This is a genomic window from Sphingomonas floccifaciens (genome assembly GCF_042681125.1).
Classification (GTDB): domain Bacteria; phylum Pseudomonadota; class Alphaproteobacteria; order Sphingomonadales; family Sphingomonadaceae; genus Sphingomonas; species Sphingomonas floccifaciens.
Window position 1 is genome coordinate 599,710 of sequence record NZ_JBHUFC010000003.1, and the last position, 22,643, is coordinate 622,352.

20 protein-coding genes are annotated in these 22,643 nt (G+C 67.2%); 8 read left to right on the top strand and 12 right to left on the bottom strand.

The genetic code is table 11. The features are described 5' to 3' along the window. Positions 1 to 45: 45 nt before the first annotated feature. The 8 genes from ACFSC3_RS09920 to ACFSC3_RS09955 are packed head-to-tail and all read right to left on the bottom strand — an operon-like array spanning position 46 to position 9,790. The gene (locus tag ACFSC3_RS09920) at positions 46 to 2,373 is read right to left on the bottom strand and encodes a 2-hydroxyacyl-CoA dehydratase (RefSeq protein WP_380940244.1); all 2,328 of its coding nucleotides are present in this window, start codon (positions 2,371 to 2,373) and stop codon (positions 46 to 48) included. Further along, the gene (locus ACFSC3_RS09925; RefSeq protein ID WP_380940245.1) at positions 2,373 to 3,620 is read right to left on the bottom strand and encodes a CaiB/BaiF CoA transferase family protein; all 1,248 of its coding nucleotides are present in this window, start codon (positions 3,618 to 3,620) and stop codon (positions 2,373 to 2,375) included. The genes ACFSC3_RS09920 and ACFSC3_RS09925 overlap by 1 nt, the downstream gene beginning before the upstream one ends. After that, on the bottom strand, positions 3,617 to 4,780 hold the full coding sequence (locus ACFSC3_RS09930) for a CaiB/BaiF CoA transferase family protein (protein ID WP_380940246.1): 1,164 nt from the start codon (positions 4,778 to 4,780) through the stop codon (positions 3,617 to 3,619). Before ACFSC3_RS09930 ends, ACFSC3_RS09925 begins: the two co-directional genes overlap by 4 nt. Next, complete coding sequence (locus ACFSC3_RS09935; protein ID WP_380940247.1) at positions 4,777 to 5,754, bottom strand: CoA transferase; 978 nt, start codon at positions 5,752 to 5,754, stop codon at positions 4,777 to 4,779. The genes ACFSC3_RS09930 and ACFSC3_RS09935 overlap by 4 nt, the downstream gene beginning before the upstream one ends. Then, on the bottom strand, positions 5,751 to 6,941 hold the full coding sequence (locus tag ACFSC3_RS09940; protein WP_380940248.1) for a CaiB/BaiF CoA transferase family protein: 1,191 nt from the start codon (positions 6,939 to 6,941) through the stop codon (positions 5,751 to 5,753). The genes ACFSC3_RS09935 and ACFSC3_RS09940 overlap by 4 nt, the downstream gene beginning before the upstream one ends. Beyond that, the gene (gene dctP / locus ACFSC3_RS09945; RefSeq protein WP_380940249.1) at positions 6,938 to 7,975 is read right to left on the bottom strand and encodes a TRAP transporter substrate-binding protein DctP; all 1,038 of its coding nucleotides are present in this window, start codon (positions 7,973 to 7,975) and stop codon (positions 6,938 to 6,940) included. Before dctP ends, ACFSC3_RS09940 begins: the two co-directional genes overlap by 4 nt. Continuing rightward, the gene (locus tag ACFSC3_RS09950) at positions 7,975 to 9,279 is read right to left on the bottom strand and encodes a TRAP transporter large permease (RefSeq protein WP_380940250.1); all 1,305 of its coding nucleotides are present in this window, start codon (positions 9,277 to 9,279) and stop codon (positions 7,975 to 7,977) included. The genes dctP and ACFSC3_RS09950 overlap by 1 nt, the downstream gene beginning before the upstream one ends. After that, positions 9,269 to 9,790, bottom strand: coding sequence for a TRAP transporter small permease (locus ACFSC3_RS09955; protein WP_380940251.1), 522 nt, complete (start codon positions 9,788 to 9,790; stop codon positions 9,269 to 9,271). The genes ACFSC3_RS09950 and ACFSC3_RS09955 overlap by 11 nt, the downstream gene beginning before the upstream one ends. Positions 9,791 to 9,839: 49 nt before the next feature. On the opposite strand from ACFSC3_RS09955, the gene ACFSC3_RS09960 reads away from it, so the two are divergent. Then, positions 9,840 to 10,394 (top strand): MarR family winged helix-turn-helix transcriptional regulator, encoded by a 555-nt coding sequence (locus ACFSC3_RS09960; RefSeq protein WP_380940252.1) that lies wholly within the window; start codon positions 9,840 to 9,842, stop codon positions 10,392 to 10,394. Positions 10,395 to 10,513: 119 nt separating this feature from the next. After that, on the top strand, positions 10,514 to 11,002 hold the full coding sequence (locus ACFSC3_RS09965; protein ID WP_380940253.1) for a MarR family winged helix-turn-helix transcriptional regulator: 489 nt from the start codon (positions 10,514 to 10,516) through the stop codon (positions 11,000 to 11,002). A 316-nt stretch (positions 11,003 to 11,318) separates the two neighbouring features. Here ACFSC3_RS09965 and ACFSC3_RS09970 read toward each other — a convergent pair whose 3' ends face one another. After that, positions 11,319 to 11,531 (bottom strand): hypothetical protein, encoded by a 213-nt coding sequence (locus tag ACFSC3_RS09970; RefSeq protein ID WP_380940254.1) that lies wholly within the window; start codon positions 11,529 to 11,531, stop codon positions 11,319 to 11,321. Between the two features lie 79 nt (positions 11,532 to 11,610). Next, a complete protein-coding gene (locus ACFSC3_RS09975) occupies positions 11,611 to 12,036 on the bottom strand; it encodes a DUF3597 domain-containing protein (protein WP_380940255.1) in 426 nt (141 codons plus the stop codon). 137 nt (positions 12,037 to 12,173) lie between these two features. Between ACFSC3_RS09975 and ACFSC3_RS09980 the strand changes: the two genes are divergently transcribed. Both ACFSC3_RS09980 and ACFSC3_RS09985 read left to right on the top strand, forming a co-directional pair. Continuing rightward, complete coding sequence (locus ACFSC3_RS09980) at positions 12,174 to 12,746, top strand: DUF4142 domain-containing protein (RefSeq protein WP_380940256.1); 573 nt, start codon at positions 12,174 to 12,176, stop codon at positions 12,744 to 12,746. A 353-nt stretch (positions 12,747 to 13,099) separates the two neighbouring features. Beyond that, complete coding sequence (locus tag ACFSC3_RS09985; RefSeq protein WP_380940257.1) at positions 13,100 to 14,239, top strand: glycoside hydrolase family 6 protein; 1,140 nt, start codon at positions 13,100 to 13,102, stop codon at positions 14,237 to 14,239. On the opposite strand, the gene ACFSC3_RS09990 is transcribed toward ACFSC3_RS09985, so the two are convergent. Next, on the bottom strand, positions 14,229 to 15,260 hold the full coding sequence (locus tag ACFSC3_RS09990; RefSeq protein ID WP_380940904.1) for a LacI family DNA-binding transcriptional regulator: 1,032 nt from the start codon (positions 15,258 to 15,260) through the stop codon (positions 14,229 to 14,231). The two genes, ACFSC3_RS09985 and ACFSC3_RS09990, sit on opposite strands and share 11 nt — an antisense overlap. A 146-nt stretch (positions 15,261 to 15,406) precedes the next feature. Between ACFSC3_RS09990 and ACFSC3_RS09995 the strand changes: the two genes are divergently transcribed. The 3 genes from ACFSC3_RS09995 to ACFSC3_RS10005 all read left to right on the top strand — a co-directional run bounded on the left by ACFSC3_RS09995 (position 15,407) and on the right by ACFSC3_RS10005 (position 21,835). Next, positions 15,407 to 17,863, top strand: a complete 2,457-nt coding sequence (locus ACFSC3_RS09995) for a glycoside hydrolase family 3 protein (protein ID WP_380940258.1) — start codon at positions 15,407 to 15,409, stop codon at positions 17,861 to 17,863. Positions 17,864 to 17,888: 25 nt separating this feature from the next. Further along, complete coding sequence (locus ACFSC3_RS10000) at positions 17,889 to 20,534, top strand: TonB-dependent receptor (RefSeq protein ID WP_380940259.1); 2,646 nt, start codon at positions 17,889 to 17,891, stop codon at positions 20,532 to 20,534. Positions 20,535 to 20,641: 107 nt separating this feature from the next. Then, on the top strand, positions 20,642 to 21,835 hold the full coding sequence (locus ACFSC3_RS10005) for an MFS transporter (RefSeq protein ID WP_380940260.1): 1,194 nt from the start codon (positions 20,642 to 20,644) through the stop codon (positions 21,833 to 21,835). On the opposite strand, the gene ACFSC3_RS10010 is transcribed toward ACFSC3_RS10005, so the two are convergent. After that, complete coding sequence (locus ACFSC3_RS10010) at positions 21,829 to 22,188, bottom strand: hypothetical protein (RefSeq protein ID WP_380940261.1); 360 nt, start codon at positions 22,186 to 22,188, stop codon at positions 21,829 to 21,831. The two genes, ACFSC3_RS10005 and ACFSC3_RS10010, sit on opposite strands and share 7 nt — an antisense overlap. A gap of 97 nt (positions 22,189 to 22,285) precedes the next feature. On the opposite strand from ACFSC3_RS10010, the gene ACFSC3_RS10015 reads away from it, so the two are divergent. Beyond that, the gene (locus ACFSC3_RS10015) at positions 22,286 to 22,621 is read left to right on the top strand and encodes a hypothetical protein (protein WP_380940262.1); all 336 of its coding nucleotides are present in this window, start codon (positions 22,286 to 22,288) and stop codon (positions 22,619 to 22,621) included. The last annotated feature ends 22 nt before the right edge of the window (positions 22,622 to 22,643 follow it).

Sequence of the window (22,643 nt, forward strand, 5' to 3'; positions counted from 1 at the left end):
CGTCATCGGTGGGGAGCGGCCGGCCGGTCGCTCCCTACCAAATGCTCAGCGTCGTGCGCGGTATCGGGTGACGTCGCCGTCGAGGAAATCTTCGATCCGCCGATCGATCTCGGCAGCGTCGCTGGCTTCGCGGTTGTAGTTGTCCAGATCCAGCGCGAGCACCGGCACGCCGGCCCGGCGCAGCGCGCGCAGCACGAACGGGTCGGCATCCGACAGCGCAATCGCACCGTCGACCGCGTGGCTCTCCGCCTCGCGCACATGCCAGGCACCGGCCCAGGTCGGCATGCGCAATTCGTCGCCCATGGTGACGAACCGGGCAGCCAGCGCGCGCATCGGGTCCTGCCCCGGTGCGGACCGGCGGATGTAGCCGTCGGCGGCGAGCGCCAGGTACATCGACCACACGAAGACCGCGCCGTGGCTCTCCTCCCAGCGCTGGTAGAAGCCCATGTCGCTCCACATGCCGCGACCCACCCACATCAGCCGCAGGCGCTCATTCGGGCACGCCGCCTCGCCGGCCGTGTGCCGCGCCGCCACCTCGTCGTGGAATGCCTTGGCGGCGTCGCGCGCCCACATCGTTCCGCGGTGCCACTGTGGCACCATCGTCGCCGGCATCGTGTCGCTGATCGACACCGGAGCGGGGTGCGCGCGCGCGATCAGGTCGCGGGTGCGGCGGTAATAGTCCTCCTGCTCGTTAACCAGGTCGAGGATCTCCACGAACCGTTCGGGGTCGAAGCGGCGATCGCTGACCGCCTCGATCCGCTCGATCAGGGCGCGCAGCTCGGCGACCATCAGGTCGATCCGCTCGGGCTCCAGCGTCGTATCCCAGCGGTCCTGCAGGCTGTCCCACCAGTCGATGGGAAAGTCGATGCGCGATTCGACGCTGCGCTCGAACAGGAATAGGTCAGCACCGGTCTCGCGCGCCCAATGGTCGAAGATCCGCGGCGTCGCATCGGTGCCGAGCACGGCCTGGACGAAACTCGGCCGCGGCAGGCCGCCCCACGGCGCTTGGCTGGCGTCGGTGTCGAACGCGGCGGCGATGCCTTGCGCGCTATAGGCCTCGGTATCGCTCGGATAGCCATGTTCGGCCAGCAGCGCGAAGTAGCGGCCCGACTGCTGCTTCGCCGCTGCGATCGACGCCCACCATTGGTTGACGACGAACGGCACGCCCATCGCGCGCAGCACCTCCTGCGGAGAGTTGGCGTTGACGACCGCGAGTGGTGCCCCGGCGGCGACCTCAGCGCGGACCTGCTGGAACCATTCGCGCTGATAAGTGCCGAAGCTCGCGAGCGACGCGAGCGACTTGCGGCTGCGGCGGCCCGATGGCGGCGGGGCGGGGCGGGACGTGGCGGGCAGCGCGACCGCCGGCGGCGCCGTGCCGACACGCTCGACCGTGAACCCCTGGGCAGCAAGCTCCCGCGCGAAATAGCCGGCATCCCACGCCGCTGCCTCGTCGCCAGCAGACTCCACAATGATGGCATGCCGAACGTCAAGCGCGCGCATCCGGGCCACCACCTGCGCCAGGCGATCAGGCGCGCGCAATAGCATCCGGGGGCTCAGCCGCGCCGGATCGGCAAGGGCGTCGAAGGTGGCAGGACTGTCGGCCCAGCGGTCGACAAACGGATCGCCCCAATCCTGGTCATCGCCGACTGCGACCAAGCCGCGCGCCGTCAGGTCACGCTGGCGAGCGGTCGAATACTGCGGCGATCCTATGACGAAGACGGTCGTGCCCGCCGCCATGTCGTCGCGACGCACTGCATCGACCAGCGTGGTCCATCGCTCGGGCTCTAGCGCACAAGCGGCACCGATGGCGGCGATTCGCGCGATGCCGGTGAGCCCATCCAGCAGAGCGGGACGGACGCGTTCGATCGCCGCTCGATCGGCCAGCCCGTCGATTCCGCGCCGTCCGCCAATGCGCTCGAGCCAGGCGTCCAGCTGATCGAGCCGCGCGCGGTTGTACGTCCGGCTCGACGCGCGCGGCAGATGCGCCAGATCGAGCATATGGATCGGCCGATCCTGCATCTCTCCGTTGCGGATCAGATCGCGGATCGTCGCGAACAGCTGCGGCAGGTCGCTGTCGGCATGAGTGAAGACCAGCGGATCGCCGCTCGTGTCCGCGGCGATCTGCTGCAGTAGCGACCGGCCGCGCTGGCTGAGTACACCGCCCCCGACCAGCGCATCGGCCTGCGGCGTCGCGCCCGGCCGCGGCACCATGCGCACCGGGGTCAGCCCGCTCGCCCGGATCAGCGCATAGGGTGCATCCTGCCCGAGCACGCGAACCACGCGCCGGCCACCCGCGCGCAGGGTCTCGGCGACGGCGCCGGGATCGTCGCAGGCGGCGATGAGTCGAGCGAGGGCCGCGGCCGCATCCGCCATCAGATCACTCCACGTGCGCGCAGGTCGTCGATCCGGTCGGGCGAATAGCCCAGCGTGTCGACCAGCACGCGATCGTTATGCTCACCGATGCGGATCGGCAGCACATCGTCGAACCCGGTATCGGCATCGGAAAAGACGATCGGGACGCCCGCCGTCCGCAGGTCGATGTCGGCTTCGTAGGACGGGTGCGCGACCGGAACCGCCTCGCGCCGCTCGATCACGCGGCGGTCTAGCAGAGCCTCGTCGGGATGCCGCACCGGTGCCACCGGAACGCCCTCGGCCTCCAGTGCCGCGACCGCATCGACGACCGACAGGCCGCACGACCATGCGGTGATGTTCGCCTCCAACAGCGCGGCATTGGCCACACGCGCGTCGCGGGTGGCGAAGCGGGGGTCGTCGGCGAAGTCGGGGCGCTTCATCGCGCGGAAGAGGCCCTGGGCCAGCTTCTCGTGCACCGCGACGAGCGCGATGAAGCCGTCGCGACATTCGAACACGCCGAACGGCGACAGGCGTTGCACCGTCAGCCCAGTCCTGGCCTGCATGCCCGCCGCCGCCATCGCCGACCAATTCTCGATCGCGACGAAGCTGGTCAGCGCGCCCAGCATCGACACGTCGATATGCTGGCCGACCCCGGTGCGGTGGCGCTGTTCCAGCGCCGACAAAATCCCGATGACCGAGAACACGGGCGCCAGCATGTCGGCGATCGGGATGCCGATCCGCACCGGCGGCGCATCGGCCTCGCCGCTCGCATACATCGCGCCCGACAGCGCCTGAATGATGATATCCATTGCCTTGCCGCCCTCGGGCGCGGTCGCGCCGAAGCCGGATAGCGAGCAATAGATGATGCGCGGGTTGGCTGCTTTGGCCGCGGCATAGCCGATGCCCAGACGATCGGCGGTGCCGGCGGTGAAATTCTCGACGACGATATCGGCGCTGCGCACGAGATCGAGGAAGACGTCGGTCGCCCCCGGTGCTTTCAGGTTTAGCGACACGCCCAGCTTGCCGCGTGCGCGCGTCAGGTGGGAGACCGACAGGTCGTCGTCATGCACCTTTTCGACCGAGATGCCGTCGCGGCCGACATAGGGGCTGTTGTCGCGCGCCAGATCGCCGCCGCGCGGATCCTCGACCTTGATGACCTCCGCGCCCAGTCCGGCCAGCAGCAGCGTCGCATAGGGGCCAGCCAGCGCCCGCGTCAGGTCGATTACGCGCAGGCCCTCCAGCGGACGTTGGCGGTGCGGTTCGGTCACGACAGTGTTCCTTCGAGGGCGGCGATCTGGGACTCGGAATAGCCGAGTGCGGCAAGGACGGTGCGGGTGTCGGCGCCGGGTGCGGAGGCAGCGCGGGCAGGGGCGGCGTCCCCCAGCCGCACGGGGCTGCCGATCTGGCGGGCGGTACCGCCGCCGGGTAGTGCGACATCGATCGCCATGCCGCGCGCCACGTTGTGCGGATCATCGAGCGCTTCGGCGATGGTCAGGATTGGCGCATACTGCGTGTCGGCGCGCTCGAAGATGCCGAGCCATTCGTCGCGCGGCCGGGTTGCGATGCGCTCGGCGATGCGCGCCTTCATCTCGGCCCAACCGGCGCGGTCCATCTGGCGGTCGGCCAGCTCGGACAGGCCGATCGCCTCGACGAACAGCCGCCAGTAGCGCGGCTCCATGTCGGTCGTCACGACATACAGATCGTCCGCCGTCCGCCAGATGCCGCTGTCAGCCCGGTGCATCCCCTTGGGCGGCGCTTGCGACAGGTCGACATTGCGCGAGATGACGTTGGCGATCAGCGGCAGCGAAGCATCGGACATCGCGATATCGACATGCTGGCCGTGTCCCGACGTCGTGCGGGCGAGCAGTGCGGCGAGGATGCCGATCACTGCATTCGATCCGCTCAGCAGGTCGGCAACCGGCACGCCGGGGAAGGCGGGGCGTTCGGGGTCTTCACCCATTCGCGATAGAGCCCCGGCGATCGCCAGCGCGACCGGATCATGCCCGGGGCGGCGCGCATAGGGGCCGGTCTGACCGCACAGCGTGACCGAACAGTAGACGAGCCGCGGGTTCAGCGCCGCCATTTCGGGCCAGCCATAGCCCATGTCGGCCATCACGCCGGGTCGGTAATCCTCGACCAGAATGTCGGCACCGGCAATCAGTTGGTGGATCGCCGCGCGTCCGTCGTCGCTGCCGGGGTCGATCAGGACACTCTTCTTGCCGCGGGCGAAGACGTCGCAGGCGCGCAGCCGGGCGTTCTCCTCCTCCGACAATTTGTCCCAGCCGAACACCTTGCGCTGCTTGGCCAGCTCGCGCGGGTTCTCGATACGGATCACCTCGGCGCCGAGCTCGGCAAGCAACCACGTGCAATAGGGACCGGGCAGGAATTTGCTGAAATCGACGACGGTCAGCCCGCTAAGCGCGCTCATGCGGCGTCTCCGAGCGACGACACCCACAAGGGCCCCGGCAGCGTCACGCCATCGACGTCGCGCCAGAGGCCGCGCGCGCGCAGATGCGCGCTCTCCAGCGCATCCTCCGGCGTGTCGATCCAAGACAGCCCCAAGCCGGTTTCGGTCGACAGGCGGCCTAACTCGGCGCGCGTGTGACGCAGGAAGAACGCCTCGACGATCGTCTCCCACTCCAGCAACGTCTCACGCGGCACGTCGGCGACGAGCACCGCGTCCCAATCGACCGAGCCGAGCGGCCCGGCGGAGTCTCCCAGCGCCTTGACCATGGCGCGCATCATCGGCGGATTGTCGACCAGCGCCCAGGTTACCCACCCATCCGCACAGGGCCAGATCTGGCGGACACCCGATTTCCCGCGGATCAGCAAATTGCCCGTCCGTCCGCCGACGCGCCCCGTCCAGCCATAGGTCAGCGGCTCGCGATAATTGGCGAGCACCGCCGCCTGATAGGCCGAAACCTCGACCAGTTGCCCGCGTCCCGTGGAGGCCCGGGCGTTCAGGGCGGTCAGCGCACCGATCACCGCCTGGATGCCGCCAAGCGCATAGGCCTGCCGTCCCGGCAGCGTCAGCGGTGCGCGGTCGGGGTCGCCGACGATGGTCATCAGCCCCGATCGCGCCATCAGCGTCAGGTCGGTTTCCGGACGGTCGTCGTTCGGCCCGCCGGGCAGGAAAGGCGCGACAACGACGTCGATCAGCGCGGGATTGGCCGCGGCGAGCACGTCATGATCGCGACCGGGGTTGCGGAACAGGATGTCGGCGCGGACGAGCAGGGCGTCGGCTTCCGCCGCCGACACCGGTCGGCTGCCATGCGTCCAGGCGGGCGTGCCCGGCACCGGCCGGACGACATCGGCGCCAAGCTCGGCGAGCATCCGACCGGCCATCTCGCCAAGACCCGTCGTCAGATCGACGACGACCAAGTGGGACAACATGCCGGTCATGCGAGAGTTCCGCTTTCGATCAAAGCGCGGACGTCGTCGGCGTCCATTCCCAGCAGATCGACGAAAACGGCATGGTTGTGCTCGCCGAGGTTGGGCGGCGGGCCTACCGCGATCGTGCTCTGCGAAAAGCGCAGCGGCGGTGCCGGCATATCGCAGGCGCCGAGTTTCGTGTGGACGATTGGCTGGAAATGGCCACGCGCGATCAGTTCGGGATCGGTAAAGACATCGCGTCCGTCGGCGACCGGCTCGGCCGGGATGCCGGCGGCGGACAGGCGGTCGGCCAGCACATGCTTGTCCTGCCCGCGCGTCCATGCCGACAGCGCGGCGTCAAGCGCATCCTCCGCGCCCTTGCGCCCGGCGAGCGTCGCGAAGCGGGGATCGTCGATCGCCGCCAGCTCGGCCAGCCGCGCCCAGTCGGCATCGTCGCGGACCGCGATTGCCACCCATTGGTCGTGCCCGCGCGCCGGAAAGGCCCCGTGCGGCGCCATCCCTGCGTCGCGATTGCCGGGCTTCTGCAACAGGCCGGCCTGACGCTCGGCGAAGACATCGGCCATGACATGGACCAGCGGCTCGACCTGGCTGATATCGATATGCTGTCCCTCGCCGGTCCTACGGCGATGCTCGAGCGCGGCAAGTATCGCGACGGTCGCGAACATCGGCGCGACGACGTCGCCGTACGCGAACGGCGGCATGTGCGGCCCGCGATCGTCCCAGCCGGACAGCGCCGCCATCCCCGACAGCGCGCCGGCCGAATTGCCATAGCCGCGCATCGTACCCAGCGGCCCGGAACGACCGGCGACGCTGACGCTGACCTGGATGATGTCGGGCCTGATCGCGCGCAGCGTGTCGTACGACAGGCCGATGCGGTCCATATAGCCGTGGCTGAAATTCTCGACGACGATGTCGGCCCAGGCGACCAGCCGCTTGGCAACCTCGACCCCGCGCGGATCGCCCAGGTTGATCGTCACGGCCTGCTTGCTGGTATTGGTGATCGCGAAGAAGGTCGACGCATCCGGATCGCGCTTGCCGCCGGCGAACGGCGGGCTCAGCCGACCGAGGTCCAGGCGCTTGCGCGATTCGATCTTGATGACGGTGGCGCCCAGATCGGCGAGGTCCTTGGTGGCGCGCGGACCGGCGCCGACCCAGGAGAAGTCGGCGACCTTCACGCCGGCGAGCGGGGCGCTCATCGCGCATCCTCCTTCGAACATCGGATGGGACCGGCCGCGATCAGGCGCTGTGCGGCGTCGTAGATCGGGAGCGCGTCGATGCCGACGGATCGCAGACGCACGGCCTGCGCGCGGGCGTCCTTGTTATACAGCACGTCGAACGCGCGCTGTTCCTGCGGCGGCAGGGCGTAGAAGCGGATGCCTTCGCGCCTGCCATAGTCGACGCCGGCGGCCTCCGCCTTCAGCAACTGCGTGTTTAGCGCGCCCTCCCACACCGGCTTGCCCGCGGTCAGCACCGCCTGCAGGTCGGCCGGCAGGCGGCGCCACGCGCGATCGGACATCGCGCGGGCCGGGTAGGCGCCGCGGCTGAAGCGCAGCGCGGTGAAGTGCCGAGCGACTTCGGCGAAATGTAGGCTGCGGATGGTATCCGCGGGCGCGACGACGCCGTCGATGACGCCCTTGGCGAGTGCCGAATAGACCTCGCCCATCGGCATGTTCACCGGATCGGCGCCAAGCTGTTTTAGAATGTCGATTGCGTCGCTCTGTGCGCGCAGCCGCAGCCCTCGCAGGTCCGCCAGGGTGCGGACCGGGCGGGTGCGCGTCAGGATGCCGGGAAAGTTTCCGCCCTGTACCGCCAGCACATGCAGCCCTTCGGTCTCGCGACCGAACTGCGGGAAGCGCGCGGCGAGGCAGTCGTAGACCGCGACCTGATCCGGAATGTCGCGAATGCCGCCGTAGAAGGCCGCCTGACCGCGCAGCAGATGTGCGCCGCCGCGCGAATAGATCGGTGTGATCAGGCCGATGTCGGCGATGCCGTGGCGGATTTCCTCCATGCTCATGTCCGACGACAGCAGCGCGCCCGACCAATAGGGCCGGAACGCGATCCGACCTCCGCTTTTGTCGGTCACCCAGCGCATCCACTCCTGGTCCGCCAGACCGAACGGATGACTTGGCGGATAGGGGCTGGCGTAGGTCAGCACATAGTCGGCGGTCGGCGCCGGTGCGGCGGAGCAGCCGGCCAGCAGCAGGGCAGCGAGGATCGGGAGAATACGCATCAGCCGGCGGTCACGCTGGGAAGCCACAGCGTGACCAGCGGGAAGGCGATCAGCATGGCGAGGTGGACGAAATCGGCGACTAGGAACGGCACGATGCCGCGGAAGATGGCGCCGAGCGGGATATCCTTCCCGATCGCCTGGATGACATAGACGTTCAGGCCGAGCGGCGGATGGACGAAGCCGATCTCCATCGTGCGGACCAAGAAGATGCCGAACCAGATTGGGCTGTAGCCGAGCTCGATCGCGATCGGCAGGAAGATGGGCGTCGTCAGCAGCATCAACGCAAGGCCGTCGAGGAACGAGCCGAGCACGAGCAGTAGCACCGCCATCGCGATGATCGCGACCGTGGGGCTCGCGTGCAGGTCGCGCACCGTCTGCGACATCAGGTCGGCGATGCCGGTCACGCTGATGAACGTCGCGAACAGGATCGCGCCGAAGATGATCAGATAGATCATCCCTGTCGTCGACAGCGTCTTGGCAAAGGCCTCGCCGATCGCCGCACGGTTGAAGGCACCGCGCACCGCGCACAGCAGGAAGGCGGCGACGACCCCGACCGAAGCGGCCTCGGTCGGCGTGAACCAGCCGATCATCAGCCCGCCGATGACGAAGACGACCAGCGCGATGACGTCGGCGATCCCGAGCAGCCCGCGCATCCGATATGCCCATGGCACTCGCTGCGACGGCGGGCCGAGGTCCGGGCGCAGCGCGCACAGGATCGCAATGGCGATCATGTAGAACAGTGCCTGGGTGAACCCCGGCACGACCGCGGCGACGAACAGCTTGCCGATCGACTGTTCGGCGATGATGCCGAACACGATCAGCGCTCCCGACGGCGGGATCAGCGCCCCCAGCGTGCCCCCCGCGGCCAGTGCGCCGGCGGCGAAGCCGGGATTGTAGCCAGCGCGCCGCATCTCCGGCAGCGCGGCCGAACCGACCGTCGCCACCGTCGCCAGGCTGGAACCGCTGATCGCGCCGAACCCGGCACAGCCCGCGATCGACGCCAGCCCCAGCCCGCCGCGGCGATGCCCGACAAAGCGCGCCGCCACGTCGAAAAAGTCCCGGCTGGCGCCCGCCGCGAAGCACAAATGCGCCATCAGCAGGAACAGCGGCAGCACGCCGAGTTCGTATTTCGTCGCGACCTCGAACACGACGACGCCCGCCTTCGCCAGCGCCGCTTCGGGGGAGATCATGACCGCGATGCCGACGATACCGGTCAGCGCCAGGCTGACGCCAATCGGCACGCCCAGCGTCAGCAGGACGAGCAGCCCCAGGATGCCGGTCAGGCCGATCAGCTCAGGCGTCATGCGACGCTCCGGTCACCGCGTGCCGGACGAAGATGCCGGCCACCAGCAGTAGCGCGACGACCATCAGCAGTCGCAGCCAGCGCAAAGGGACGTGCAGCAGTTCCGACCGCTCGAACCCGCCCCACAGGTCAACCAGCAGCAGGATGGATCCCGCCGCCAGCAATCCGACGGTGACCGCCGCCAGCACGTTGGCCAGGGTAGCGAACCTCAGGCGCCAGGCCGGGCGCAGGCGCTCGGTCAGGATGTGGACCGCGGCATGGCCACGCGCCAGCGTCACGCTGACCATCGCCGACGTGGCGATCAGGACGATGGCGGTCTGCACGATCTCGATCGCGCCAAGCAGCGGAAAGCCGGTGTGCCGCCCCAGAACGGCGATGCCGTCCGCTGCCATTGCCAGCAGCAGGCCGATCACGCCGATCGCAAAGGCGATCCTGCCTGCCGGGCCGGTTGGGCGGGCCGCAGGCGCTTCGTCAGCCTGCGCCGGCGCAGCATCGACGATTGCGTCGGACACGACCCCTCCGTTTCGATTGACAGCCTGCGAACCGGACCGTCTATTACTCTTGTTCGACAAAACAGTAGATAAAATCAACAATCTGTCAACAACTTCATTTTCACGGGAAGCGGGGCGAGTGGCGGGGCAAAACGAAGACAGCAAAGCAGGCAACGGTGACGCACCCGGTCGGCTTCGGCTCGGACGGCTTGGCGATTATGTCGGCTTTCGCATGCGCCGCGTGCAGAACCAGCTGTCGGCGGGCTTCGCGGCGGCGACGACGGGCTATGGTATCAGGGCCGGTCTGTTTTCATCGCTCGCGCTGATCGAAGCCAATCCCGGCATCTCGCAGCAGGAGCTGTCGAGCACGGTTGGCCTCGACAAATCTATCACGGTGCAGATTGTCGACGACCTCGAACGCCGGGGGTGGGCACGGCGGACGCGCTCCACCGTCGACCGCCGCCGTCATTCACTGACGATCGAGCCTGCAGGCGAAAAGGTCCTCGACGAATTGTTCGCGATCATGCTCGACGTCGAGGCCGAAGTGCTGGCGCAGCTGAGTGCGGAGGAGCGCCCGCTGTTCGATGCGGCGTTGGACCGTATGTACGACGTCTTTCACCGCTGACGGGCAGGTTGGTGCGATAGACGCGGCGTAAATTCAACTATATACCTTCGGTTCTATGTAGCAGGGCCGGGCCTATAGGGTGTATGGTGATGGCAGGATCAAGCGACGACATCGGAGTCGTGAGCCAACGCATCGGCTATAATCTTCGCCGCGCCGCCGCGGTCTTTTCCGCCGAATTCACGCATGCGGTCGAGGGGACCGGGATGCGGCAGATCCTGGTCGGCATCCTTTCAGTCGTTGCAGCGAACCCGGGGGTCAATCAAGGCACCGCCGGTCGGCTGCTCGGTATCAAGCCGGCGAACATGGTCGCGTTCATCACCGAACTCACCGACGCCGGACTGATCATGCGCGACATCGATCCGATCGATCGCCGCGCTTTCACGCTGACCGTCACGCCGCGCGGCGCTGCCCTGCTCGACGATTGCTCGCAGCGGCTGGACTCGCATGAGGACGAACTGCTCACCGGCTTCACCGATTTCGAGAAGGCGACCTTCCTCGACTTTCTCAGCCGCGTCACTCGATCCGCGGGCCCCGTCAGACCAAAAGCCCCGGCCGTCAGGGGAGGGCCTGTAAGGCCATGCGATACCTCGTCCGCGCAATCCAGATAGCACTTTTCGCCACATCAATTCATCGCCGGAAGTGATCCAAGGATAGTGTCAGGCGGAATGCAACTCGACTGGACATAGGCCGCCAACTCGACGTTCACTTGGCCGATCGCGCTGTCTTACGACTGTCAGCGCTTCGAATTTGCGAGGACTATCTTCGATCCGGTCGAATAGGCTGTTATCTGCCCGCCGCCGGTTTGACCGGATACCAGGCAGGCACCCGGTCGCCTGTTTACTTCTTGCGAGCACGCTTGGGGGCGGCTGCGGCTTCGACATCCTCTTCTTCATCTGGCTGGTCTTCGCCGGCGTCCGTCAGTGCCTAGCCATGAGCTTTCAGCTTTTCCTGCGACTTATCCGCCTTGTCGGCGATTTTGGACGTGGCAGCGCCAAGATGGTGCAGCAAGGCGTGGACCCGGTCAGCGTCTGGCGTATCCTTTTCGAGCTGCTTGCGCAGCGAGGCAAGATCACGAAGGATGCCCTTCGCTCCCGAAACATCCACGTCGGCCAGAGCGGCTTCCCAATCCTCGACCATGTTTGCGCCCTTCGACGCGGAGCGACGCGCTTTTAACAAAGCGGTTCGTGTTGACTGACAGCCCGCCGGTCTGCGGCGTTTATTGACGAAGGCTATCCGGAACCACGCCACCATTTTCAGAAAGCTTATTCATCACCGCCTTATGGAGTGCGATGTTCTGCTCCGCGCTTCCATCCTCACCAACATGCACGTTCAGCTCTTCGGCCAACTCCTTGCGATCTGCGAGACTCGAGTCGAGATCAAGCAGCTTCAAGAGGTCGACGATGGACGTCTGGTAATTCCCGCCGCCGTTCTTCATCGCCGCCATTTCCGATAGGACGGCGCCAACATCTACGCCGGGCGTCGCGGCCGGAGCAGCCTGCGGAACGGGAGTTACTTCTGAAGCGGGGGCGGCCGGAACCGGCGTCGGCTGCGGCATCTGCTGCGTCGAGGCCGTCGGCGCTGACGCCGGCTCGGTTTGCTTATGCCGGAAAATCTTGTCCATGATATTTCCGAAGATACCCATTGCGCCTGTCCCTGAGTAGCAGCCGCACCGCTGCGGCAGGCTATGTAACGAAGCGGGCGCGCATTCGTGTCCCTGCGGGGAACAGGGACCGCGCGCATACGCTGTAGCCGTATCACCGCGCGCAGAGGAAATTTGCCATGACCATCAGGACGACAATCATCACTGCGACCGCTTTCCTAGCACTGTCAGCGTGCGGCAAGGGGGCGGACACCACGGCGACGAATACGGCTGTGCAAACTGCCAACACATCAGAAGTTGCCCTACCGCCCGCCGCCCCGGCAATGACAGCGGCGCAAAGCTTTGCTAACGCGGCTGCCGCCAGCGACGCCTTCGAAATCGCAACGTCGCAATTGGCGCTGTCGAAGAGCGCGTCGGCATCTATCAAATCCTTCGCGCAGAAGATGATCGACGGTCACACCGCCTCAACCGCAAAGCTCAAGACCGCGGCGGCCGAAGCGTCACCAGCCGTTACGCCCGATCCGACGCTGACCGCGGAGCAGCAACAGACGCTGAACCAGATGAAGGCGCTGAACGGGTCGGCCTTCGATCAGGGCTATATTGCTGCGCAGGCGTCGGGCCACCAACGAACGCTGGATGTACTGAGAGCCTATGCAGCCTCGGGCGACACGCCCTCGCTCAAGGCATTTGCAGCGGATCTAGTGCCAACCGTCACGGCGCATCTGAACACCGCGAAAGGACTGACGGCGTAAGCACTAATCGATCAAGCGAGGCATTCTCCCGGGCCCTGATCCGGACAGGATGCCTCGCCGCCGCAGCTCGCGGGCGCCGATCAGCGGCAATCCTGGAATGGGCACTGTCAGACAAAATGCACCGCCCGTTAGGGTAGGGGTTATAGGGCGATGCGATGCCTCGCCCAAAGCGATCGTCCTCCACGTCCCCCGACCGTATCGCCATGACCGTGACGTGACGCCGCCCGATCGTCGCAGAAACCAGCGGGCGGGCTGCTGACAACCGTCGCGCGTTGGTAGTAAGACTCCGTCATGGCGGGCATCGACGCGGTTTGCCGTGAACGGCGGGTGGATCGAGCATGCGATACGCAGTGATGGCTCTGCTGGCTATGGTCGCCTCAGCGACGACGGAGCGATCGGCACCGTTCGTGGATCCGCTCAGCGTTACCGCCGCCGTCGCGGATCGGTCGGACAAGCAGACCGCAAGCGATGCGAGGCGTCTTGCGGCGATTCCGACCGCGGCATGGTTTACCGATGGTACCCCGGCCGAGGTCGAAGCGCGTGTGCGATCGCTGGTGACGCGGGCGGCGGCGGCCGGGGCGATACCGGTGCTGGTCGCCTACAACATCCCGTTCCGTGACTGCGCGCTTTATTCGGCGGGCGGCGCCGCAAGCGGGGCGCAGTATCTGGCGTGGATCAAGGGGTTCGCTGCGGGGATCGGCGATCGGCCGGCGATCGTCGTGCTCGAACCCGACGGACTGGGTGTCGTTCCGTGGATGCGCCGGCTCGATGGCGGGCTGGAGGGGTGTCGTCCGATGGGTCTCGATCCTGCTGCTGCCACGGAGCGTTTCGAGCAGGTTCGCGCGGCCGTGGCGGTGCTGGCGGCACTGCCGCGCGCGCGCATCTATCTGGACGGGACGACCAGCAGCTGGCTGGCGCCGGGCGAAATCGCCGCGCGACTGGTTCGGGCGGATGTCGGCCGGGTCGCGGGCTTTTTCCTCAACGTCTCCAATTTCGAGTCGGACGCTCGCTTGGCGGCTTATGCACGTGCGGTCAGCGACTGCATCGCGCTGATATCACGCGCGGGTATCGCACCGCAGCGGTGTCCGGCGGCGGAAGCGACCACCGTGCGGACCCTGCGCGCCTATGACCGACTGTTCGCCGACGCTGGGCTGCGTCGCGATCCCGCGCACCAGAAGCACGCCATCCTCGACACGAGCCGCAACGGGCGCGGCAGCTGGGTGCCGCCCGCCGGAAAATATGCCGATGCCGAAGTCTGGTGCAATCCGCCAGGCCGCGGACTCGGTCGGCGGCCGACGCTGAAGAGTGACGACCCCTATGTCGACGCCTATCTTTGGATCAAGATTCCCGGTGAATCCGATGGCGAGTGCCGCCGCGGCGGGGCCGGGCTCGAGGACCCCGAGCGTGGCGTGCGCCTGCCGCCGGCCGGGCATTGGTACCCCGAGGCCGCACGCGAACTGATCCGCAACGCCGTTCCGCCGCTCAAGCGATAGCGGGCGGTGGTGTGACCGAGGCGCGGACGATCAGTTGATGCGGATGGTCACGGCGCCCTGCGTCTGCGCCATCCCCCACCGCCGCGATCAGTCGGTCGGCGGCATCCCAGGCCATTTCGCGTACCGGCTGATGAATCGTCGTCAGCCGCGGCCAGGCGGTGCGCGACACGTCGGAATCGTCGAACCCGACGATCGACACGTCGTGCGGCACCTGTAGCCCCAAGTCGCGCGCGGCGGCGATCGCGCCGACCGCCATGTCGTCGTTCTGCGCCAGGATCGCGGTCGGGCGGGTAGAGTGCCGTAACATGTCGAGCGCCGCCGCATAGCCGGTCTCATAGGTATAGTCGCCTGCCACCATCAGCGCGTCGTCCACCGTAACGCCGGCATCGAAAAAGGCGCGGCGATAGCCCTCGGTCCGCTGGTGGCTGGAGACGTGCGACGGATCCCCCAGGATCACGCCGATGCGGCGATGTCCCTGTTCCAGGACATGCGCCGCGATCGTCCTCGCCGCGGCGACCTCGTCCATCGTCACCACGATCCCGCGATCTAGCATGCTGTGCGGGGTGATGCGGGCATAGGGCAGCTTCTGCCGGTCCAGTAGGTCGAGCACGATCGGCTGGTCGCACGCCGGGGGCGCGAGCAGCACGCCGTCCAGTCCCGCGCGCAGCAGGAAGGTGCCGAGATCCGCCGGTCGGCTGGCGACATGGCCAAACGACAGCACGACCAGGCGATAGCGTTCGTTCTCCAGCCGCTCCAGCGCGCCGTTCTGCAGGTCGACGACATAGCTGGGGCTGGGCCGCTCGTAGGTCAGCCCGATCAGGTAGCTGCGCTTCGCGATCAGGCTCTGCGCGGCGATATTGGGGTGATAGTCGAGCCGGACCGCCGCGTCCTTCACCGCGCGGCGCACCGTGTCGCTGACGTGCGGTTCGTCGTTCAGCGCGCGCGACACCGTCTTGATCGAAACCCCGGCCAGCCGCGCGATATCGACGATGGTCGTCCGTTTCGAGATGGCGTCCCCCAGCTACAACCTTGCGTGCGCTTCCACCTCTAACAACCGGGTTGACTAAAGTCGACCGACGTCGGTAAACGTTGTCAGACGAACGGTAAACGTTGTCGGTGTGTAAGGGGAGAGGTCGGTTGGCGCGTCGGAAAATCTTGTCACTACGCGTGTCCCTCCTCTTCGGTCTGTCGCTGAGCGGCCTCGCCGCCATCCCCATCGCCAACGCACAGGACGCGACGCCGGCCGGCTGGCCCGCACGAGTCCTGTCGATTGCCGCCGATCCCAAGCTGGAAGCGCAGATCGACACACTGATCGCCGCCATGTCGCTGGAGCAGAAGGTTGGCCAGATCGTCCAGGGCGACATCGCCAGCGTGACGCCCGACGACGTGTATCGCTATCACCTGGGTTCGGTCCTGAACGGCGGCAATTCTGATCCGGGCGGGCGATACAACGCGCCGGCGAAGGACTGGCTGGCGGCGGCCGATGCCTATTACGCCGCGTCGATGAAGCCCAACGGCAAGCTGCCGCGCATCCCCGTGATGTGGGGATCGGACGCGGTCCACGGCCACAACAATGTTGTCGGCGCCACGCTGTTTCCGCACAACATCGCCTTGGGCGCGACGCGCAATCCCGAGCTGTTGCGCCGCATCGGCGAAGTCACCGCGATCGAGATGCGCGTGACCGGGCTCGACTGGACCTTCGCCCCGACGCTGGCGGTGGTCCGGGACGACCGCTGGGGCCGCACCTACGAAGGCTTTGGTGAGGCGCCGGAGATCGCCAGCAGCTACGCCCGTCCGCTGATCGAGGGATTGCAGGGCAAGGTCGGGGACCGCGACTGGCTGCGTGGCCCCCACATCATCGCCACCGCCAAGCATTTCTTAGGCGACGGCGGCACCACCGGCGGCAAGGACCAGGGCGACACCCAGATTTCCGAGAGCGGCCTGCGCACGCTGTTCAGCCCGCCGTACCTGCCCGCGCTCGATGCCGGCGTGCAGTCGGTGATGGTCAGCTTCTCCAGCTGGAACGGCGCGAAGATGCACGGCAACCGTTCGCTGCTGACCGGCGTGATGAAGGAGCGGTGGAACTTCGACGGCTTCTTGGTCGGCGACTGGAACGGCCATGGCCAGGTCGCGGGCTGTTCGCCGACGTCCTGCGCGCCTGCGATCGCCGCCGGGCTCGACATGTTCATGGCGCCCGACAGCTGGAAGGCGCTGTACGACGCCACGCTCGCGCAGGTGAAGGCGGGCACGCTGCCGATGGCGCGGCTCGACGACGCGGTGCGCCGCATTCTGCGCGTGAAGTTGCGTGCGGGCCTGTTCGAGGCGGGCAAGCCGTCGTCGCGCCCCTATGGCGGCAAGTTCGAGCTGCTGGGCAGTGCCGAGCACCGCGCGGTGGCGCGTCAGGCGGTGCGCGAATCGCTCGTCCTGCTGAAGAATGCAGGCAGTGTCCTGCCGTTGAGGCCGGGTGCCAATATCCTGGTCGCCGGCGACGGCGCCGACAATCTGACCAAACAGACCGGCGGCTGGACGCTCAGCTGGCAGGGCACGGGGACGAAGCCCGACGACTTCCCCAACGCCGAATCGATCTGGCAGGGCATCGACGCTGCCGTGAAGGACGCTGGCGGCACCGCGACGCTGTCGGTCGATGGCCGCTATGCCAAGAAGCCCGACGCGGCGATCGTCGTATTCGGCGAAGACCCCTATGCCGAGTTCCAGGGCGACCGCCCCGACGTCGGCTATGACGACGCGAAGAGCCTGGCGCTTCTGAAGTCGCTGAAGGCGGCGGGCGTGCCGACGGTCGCGGTGTTCCTGTCGGGCCGCGCGATGTGGGTGAACCCGTTCCTGAACGCGGCCGACGCCTTCGTCGCGGCGTGGCTGCCGGGCTCGGAGGGCGGCGGTGTCGCCGATGTGCTGTTCGGCAAGGCCCAGTTCCGCGGCAAGCTGCCCTACAGCTGGCCACGCGCGAGCGATCAGACCGCGGTCAATGTGGGCGACGCCAAGTATGACCCGCTGTTCCCCTACGGCTTCGGCCTGACGACCGCGGACCGCGGCGATCTGGCGCCGTTGCCGGAGGTGCGCGCGACCGCGTCCGCCGCCGATATCGGCACGGTCTTCGCCGCCGGAAAGCCCGGCGCCGGTCGCCGCCTGCTGCTCGGCAAGCCGGGCGAGCTGTCGACCAATCCGGGCCCGACGCTGATCGACGCGCGCGCCGCCGACCGTGTCGCACAGGAGGATTCGGTCCGTATCCGCTGGACCGGCGCAGGGCTGGCGATGGCCGCGATCGCCGGCGAGGCGCCGGTCGACCTGTCGCGCCAGTCGAACGGCGAACTGGCGCTGGAAATGGAATTTAAGGTCAATGCCGCGCCGACCGCCGACGTCAGCCTGCTGATGGCGTGCGGCGCGGGGTGCAGCGGCGGCTTCCCGCTGCGCGCACTGCTCACCCAGGCGGCGGCCAACCCGCGCTGGACGCGGCTGGCCGTGCCGCTGCGCTGCTTCGAAAAGGCGGGCGTCGACATGAAGTCGGTCACGCAGCCGCTGGCGATCGCCACCGCCGGCACCCTCGACATCACCCTGTCCTCGGCGCGCATCACGTCGCCGTCGGGGCCGGTGCTCGCTTGCAAATAAACCAGAATATCAGGGAGGAGAGACTATGACCAAGGGGACATTCGGGCGGGCGGCGCTGGCCGCGCTGCTGACGACGGTGGCGGTTCCGGCCATGGCGCAGAGCCAGGCGACGACGACCCCGCCGGAGGACACCAAGCCGGCGGCCGCGCAGGACACCACCGAAGTCGTGGTGACCGCGAACCGGCGCGAAGAGAATCTGCAGGACGTGTCGGGCGTGGTCCAGGCGCTGACGTCGGACCAGCTGCGCCAAGACGGCATCGTCGAACTGCGCCAGCTTCAGGCGGCGGTGCCGGGGCTGAGCATCGCCAATCAGGAAGGCAATGTCGAAATCTTCATCCGTGGCGTGGGTTCGGCGAACAATACCGAACTGGGCGATCCGGGCGCCGCGCCGCACCTGAACGGCACCTACATCCCGCGCCCGCGCGGCCTGGGCCTGATGTTCTACGACTTGGAGCGGGTCGAGGTGAACAAGGGGCCGCAGGGCACGCTCTACGGCCGCAACGCGCTGGCCGGCACGCTCAACATCATCACCGCCAAGCCGCGGCTGGGCCAGTGGGGCGGCTATACTCAGGCCGAGTACGGCAACCGCAATTCCTACGCTGCCGAAGGCGCGATCAACATTCCGCTCGGGCAGACGATCGCCGCGCGCGTCGCCGGCTATTATGTGAACCGCGACTATGGCTTCAAGAACGTGTCGACCGGCGCCCAGGCCCGCGACCTGAAGCCCGCCGGCCTCGAAGAGAATTACGCCGGCCGCGTGTCGCTGCTGTTCCAGCCGAACGACCGGCTGAGCGTGTCGGTCATCGGTGATTACGGCAAGGAGACCGGCACCGGCTATCCGGGCGCGAACATCTTCGCTGCGGTCCAGGCGACCGGCCTGCGCCCCGAAGACCTCGACCTGCGCCGCGTCGTCTATCGCGGCCTGCAGGGCGACATGAGCAACGAGCTGTGGGGCGTTCAGGGCAAGATCGCCTATGATTTCGGCACCTTCTCGGCCGAAGCGACCGGCAGCTACCGCTCGGTCGACTTCTACCAAGTCAACGCGTCGAGCGATTTCACCGACTGGCCGGGCCGCAACCTGAACACCGTACTGTACGACAATTTCTCGGGCAATTTCTGGCAGACCCGCTCGCAGAGCCAAGTCTACGAACTGCGCCTGTTCGCTAACAACGACCAGTCGCTGCGCTGGAATCTCGGTGGCTTCTACTTCAAGGAAGACCAGCAGGTCGGCTATCTGGCGCTCGCCGATCGTGGTTACTGCTGTTACTCGGGCACCGAATTCACGATGCCCGACGTCAAGGGCGAGAGCTACGCCGTCTATCTCGACAGCACCTATGACGTGACCGACCGTCTGCGCGTCATCGGCGGCATCCGCTACACCAACGAGAAGAAATCACGCTACGGCATCGGCGGCAACTGGGCGCTGACGCTGGGCGGCGAGGATTACGCCTGCTGCTTCGGCACGCGTCTGGGCACCGAGGGCTTCCGGCCCGCGCTGCTCGATCGCCCGAACTTCAACGTGACCGGCCTGACGACGCCGCGCCAGCTCGCGCAGTTCCTGATCGAAGGCATCGCGACGCCGGGCGCGCGCGACACGCTGATCCAGCAGATCGGTGCGATCGCCAATGGCACCAACCCGAACGGCACGTGCATCGACCGGCCCGACATCGACAACGGCTTCGTCAACTGCCCGGCGCGCAACCCGTCAAACACCAACGGCGGTTTCAGCTATGCCAATCTGGCGATTCCGGGGCAGCAATCCGGCAGCGCGAAGTTCAATTTCGTCGACTGGCGCGCCGGCATCGAATTCGACCTGACCGCCGATCACATGCTCTATGCCAAGGTCTCGACCGGGCATAAGTCGGGCGGGTTCAACGACAGCTTCAACGGATCAACCATCCCGGAGGCGTTCCAGCCCGAGGACCTGATCGTTTACGAGGCGGGCAGCCGCAACGCGTTCGACCTGTTCGGCCGCCGCGCGATCTTCAACCTGACCGGCTTCTACTACGACTATAACGATCAGGTCTTTCAGGACCTGACGTGTATCAACCGCGACACCACCCAGACGCCGCCGGTCTGCAACGGCTATTCGCTGGTCAACCGCAACATCGGCGCCTCGCGGATCTATGGTGCGGAGGCGGAGCTGCGGATCAAGTTGCCGGGCCATTATGCGCTCGACCTGAACGCGGCCTATCTCGACACGAAGATCACGACCGGCACGGTTGCCGACGCGCGCGCGCAGGACAACAGCGCGGGTGGCAATTCGCCGCTGGTCAGCCTGGTCGGCAACCGCCTGCCGCTGGCGTCGAAGATGAACCTGAGCGCCCGCCTGTCGCAATGGTTCGATGCCGGCCCGGGCCGCCTCGACTGGCAGGCGCTGCTCAACTATCGTTCGTCGTTCTTCCTGACCCAGTTCAACGAAGACGACATCGTGTTCCTGAACGGCACGCGCCAGTCGGCGCTGGCGGCGGGCTTCCCGGATCGCCAGCCGGGCTATGTCACGCTGAACCTGGGTCTGGGCTATACGATCGACAAGTTCCGGATCGAGGCCTGGGCCAGCAACTTCCTCGATGAGCAGGTGTCGCAGAAGGCGCTGGTCGGCTCGTCGCTGAACATCCGCTTCCTGAACGACGCGCGCAGCTACGGCATCCGTGGTCGCGTGACGTTCTGAGCCGCTGGGCTGGTGGCGCGCGGTCGATCGGCCGCGCGCCACCGCGCTTGACGCCGATGCCGCCCTTCGGTCAGTCGGATCCAACGGGCGAGGGGAGGACATCGGCGATGACGGACGCGGCGGCGACAGCAACCAGCGCCCGCACGCGGTCGTTCCTCATCCTCTACGCCATCGCGACCGCCGGCAGCGTGATCGCCTATTCGCCGTTCCTCGTCCTGGTCCTGCCGGGGCGGGTGTCGGTGCTGGCGGGCGGCGAGGATGTCCGCTGGCTCGGCCTGATCCTCCTCGCCGGATCGATTGCCGCGAGTATCGGCGGGGTCGCGGTCGGCATGGCGAGCGACTGGACGCGTCGCCGCCGGATCTGGATCGGTGGCGGACTGGTGGCGACCGTCGGCCTGTTGCCTGTCCTGGGCAGGATCGATCATATCACCATGCTGCTGGTCACCGTGATGGTGTGGCAGGTCGCCCTCAACAGCATCCTGATTCCGCTGGCGGCCTGGGCGGCGGATCGCATGCCACCGGACCAGGCCGGGCGCCTAGGCGGCTGGCTCGCGCTTGCGCCGGTCGTGGGGGCGTGGTCGGGACTGCTGCTGGCCGGCGTGGACGGGCAGGTCGCCGATCGGCTCTGGCTGGTCGCGCTGGTTGCCGCGGCGATGATCGCGCCGATCCTGGTATCGACGGATCGAGTGACCGGGCAGTCGCCGGCACCTGAAACCACGCATCCGCCGGCTATGGTCGCGCGCCGCATGTGGGCCGCGCGTCTGTTGGTACAGGTCGCGGCCGGCGGGCCGTCGAGCTATCTGCTGTTCTGGCTGCGCTCGGTCGAACCTAGAATAGCCGGCGCGCAGGTGACCACCCTGTTCGCACTCGGCCTGACCGCGGCGGCCGTGCTCGCCACTGTCCTGGGCAGGTGGATCGACCGCCATGGCCGGCCGATGCGGATGCTGGCCGGCAGCGCGATCGGTGCCGGCGTCGGCCTGGCCGCAATGGCCGGGACCACGGGATGGGTCGCGGCGGTTCTCGCGTATTTGCTCTTCGCCACCGCGTCCGCGGCATTCCTCGCCCTGCATAGCGGCCAGACGCTGCGTATCCTGCCCGACCCACGACGCCACGGCCGCCACATCGGATGGTTCAATCTGACCAATACCTTGCCGACGATCATCGTACCGATGCTGGCCATCGGCATCATTCCACCGTTCGGCTACAGCGGCCTGTTCCTGCTGTCGGCCGGTCTATGCGCCGTTGCGGCGCTGATCTTGGCCGGCGAAGCGTCACGATCCGCGCCGCCGCCGCTTCACTGATAGCGCAACGTCTTTTCGAAGCCCTCGTTCGCCTTCGTCATCTTCGCCAGCTTCCGCAGATAGCTGCGCACATGCCGTTCGAACCGGATATCGTCGTACAGGCTGGTCGCGGGATAGTCGTCCTGGCCGATCAGCGCCTTGAGACGCGCAGCCAGTGCGTTTTGATCGTTCGTGCAGTCGTCGCTTTTCAGCGCGCGGCAGACCCATTCTTCCGCAGCGGCCTTGTCGAAGTCGTCGCGGGCATCATAGCCGCGCCTGTCCGCCGCCGCCTGATCCAGCCGCGCCGCCGCGTAGCGTCGTTCCAGCCACCTCCGGACCAGCGCGGCGTCCCAGGGCTTCGACGGCTCGGTCATGTCTCTCGTCCCTTCACGTGGCGGTTCTTCAGCTTTGCTTAGGTTGCAGCCGTCCGCTTTGCTACGGGCCGGGCACTCGCGGCGATTGGATCGAGCTATGGCCAGACGTTCAAAACAAGACCCCTATGATCACCTTTCGAAGGAGGACGATGCCGAGGCGGCACCGGTGCCGTGCTGGCTGTGCGGCCGACCGACCGGCAAGATCATCGTCTGGCATCATCCCGTGCCCAAGAGCCGCGGCGGCCGCGACGTCGTGCCGATGCATCCGATCTGCCAGCAGACGCTGATCGCCAATTTCACCAATTCCGAACTGCAGCGGCATGGCATGGACGTCACGGGCCTGCTCGATAATCCGAACATCCGTAAGTTCGTGGATTGGGTGGCGAAGAAGGATCCGGATTTCACCGCGACGATCACCAAGAAGCAGCGCTGAGGGGGTTCCGACCATCCTGCAA

Coding starts and splice junctions, on each gene's coding strand:
- ACFSC3_RS09920 (WP_380940244.1), bottom strand. CDS start 2,373: ATGGCGGATGCGGCCGCGGCCCTCGCTCGACTCATCGCCGCCTGCGAC.
- ACFSC3_RS09930 (WP_380940246.1), bottom strand. CDS start 4,780: ATGAGCGCGCTTAGCGGGCTGACCGTCGTCGATTTCAGCAAATTCCTG.
- ACFSC3_RS09935 (WP_380940247.1), bottom strand. CDS start 5,754: ATGACCGGCATGTTGTCCCACTTGGTCGTCGTCGATCTGACGACGGGT.
- ACFSC3_RS09940 (WP_380940248.1), bottom strand. CDS start 6,941: ATGAGCGCCCCGCTCGCCGGCGTGAAGGTCGCCGACTTCTCCTGGGTC.
- dctP (WP_380940249.1), bottom strand. CDS start 7,975: ATGCGTATTCTCCCGATCCTCGCTGCCCTGCTGCTGGCCGGCTGCTCC.
- ACFSC3_RS09950 (WP_380940250.1), bottom strand. CDS start 9,279: ATGACGCCTGAGCTGATCGGCCTGACCGGCATCCTGGGGCTGCTCGTC.
- ACFSC3_RS09970 (WP_380940254.1), bottom strand. CDS start 11,531: ATGGTCGAGGATTGGGAAGCCGCTCTGGCCGACGTGGATGTTTCGGGA.
- ACFSC3_RS09975 (WP_380940255.1), bottom strand. CDS start 12,036: ATGGGTATCTTCGGAAATATCATGGACAAGATTTTCCGGCATAAGCAA.
- ACFSC3_RS09980 (WP_380940256.1), top strand. CDS start 12,174: ATGACCATCAGGACGACAATCATCACTGCGACCGCTTTCCTAGCACTG.
- ACFSC3_RS09985 (WP_380940257.1), top strand. CDS start 13,100: ATGGCTCTGCTGGCTATGGTCGCCTCAGCGACGACGGAGCGATCGGCA.
- ACFSC3_RS10000 (WP_380940259.1), top strand. CDS start 17,889: ATGACCAAGGGGACATTCGGGCGGGCGGCGCTGGCCGCGCTGCTGACG.
- ACFSC3_RS10005 (WP_380940260.1), top strand. CDS start 20,642: ATGACGGACGCGGCGGCGACAGCAACCAGCGCCCGCACGCGGTCGTTC.
- ACFSC3_RS10010 (WP_380940261.1), bottom strand. CDS start 22,188: ATGACCGAGCCGTCGAAGCCCTGGGACGCCGCGCTGGTCCGGAGGTGG.
- ACFSC3_RS10015 (WP_380940262.1), top strand. CDS start 22,286: ATGGCCAGACGTTCAAAACAAGACCCCTATGATCACCTTTCGAAGGAG.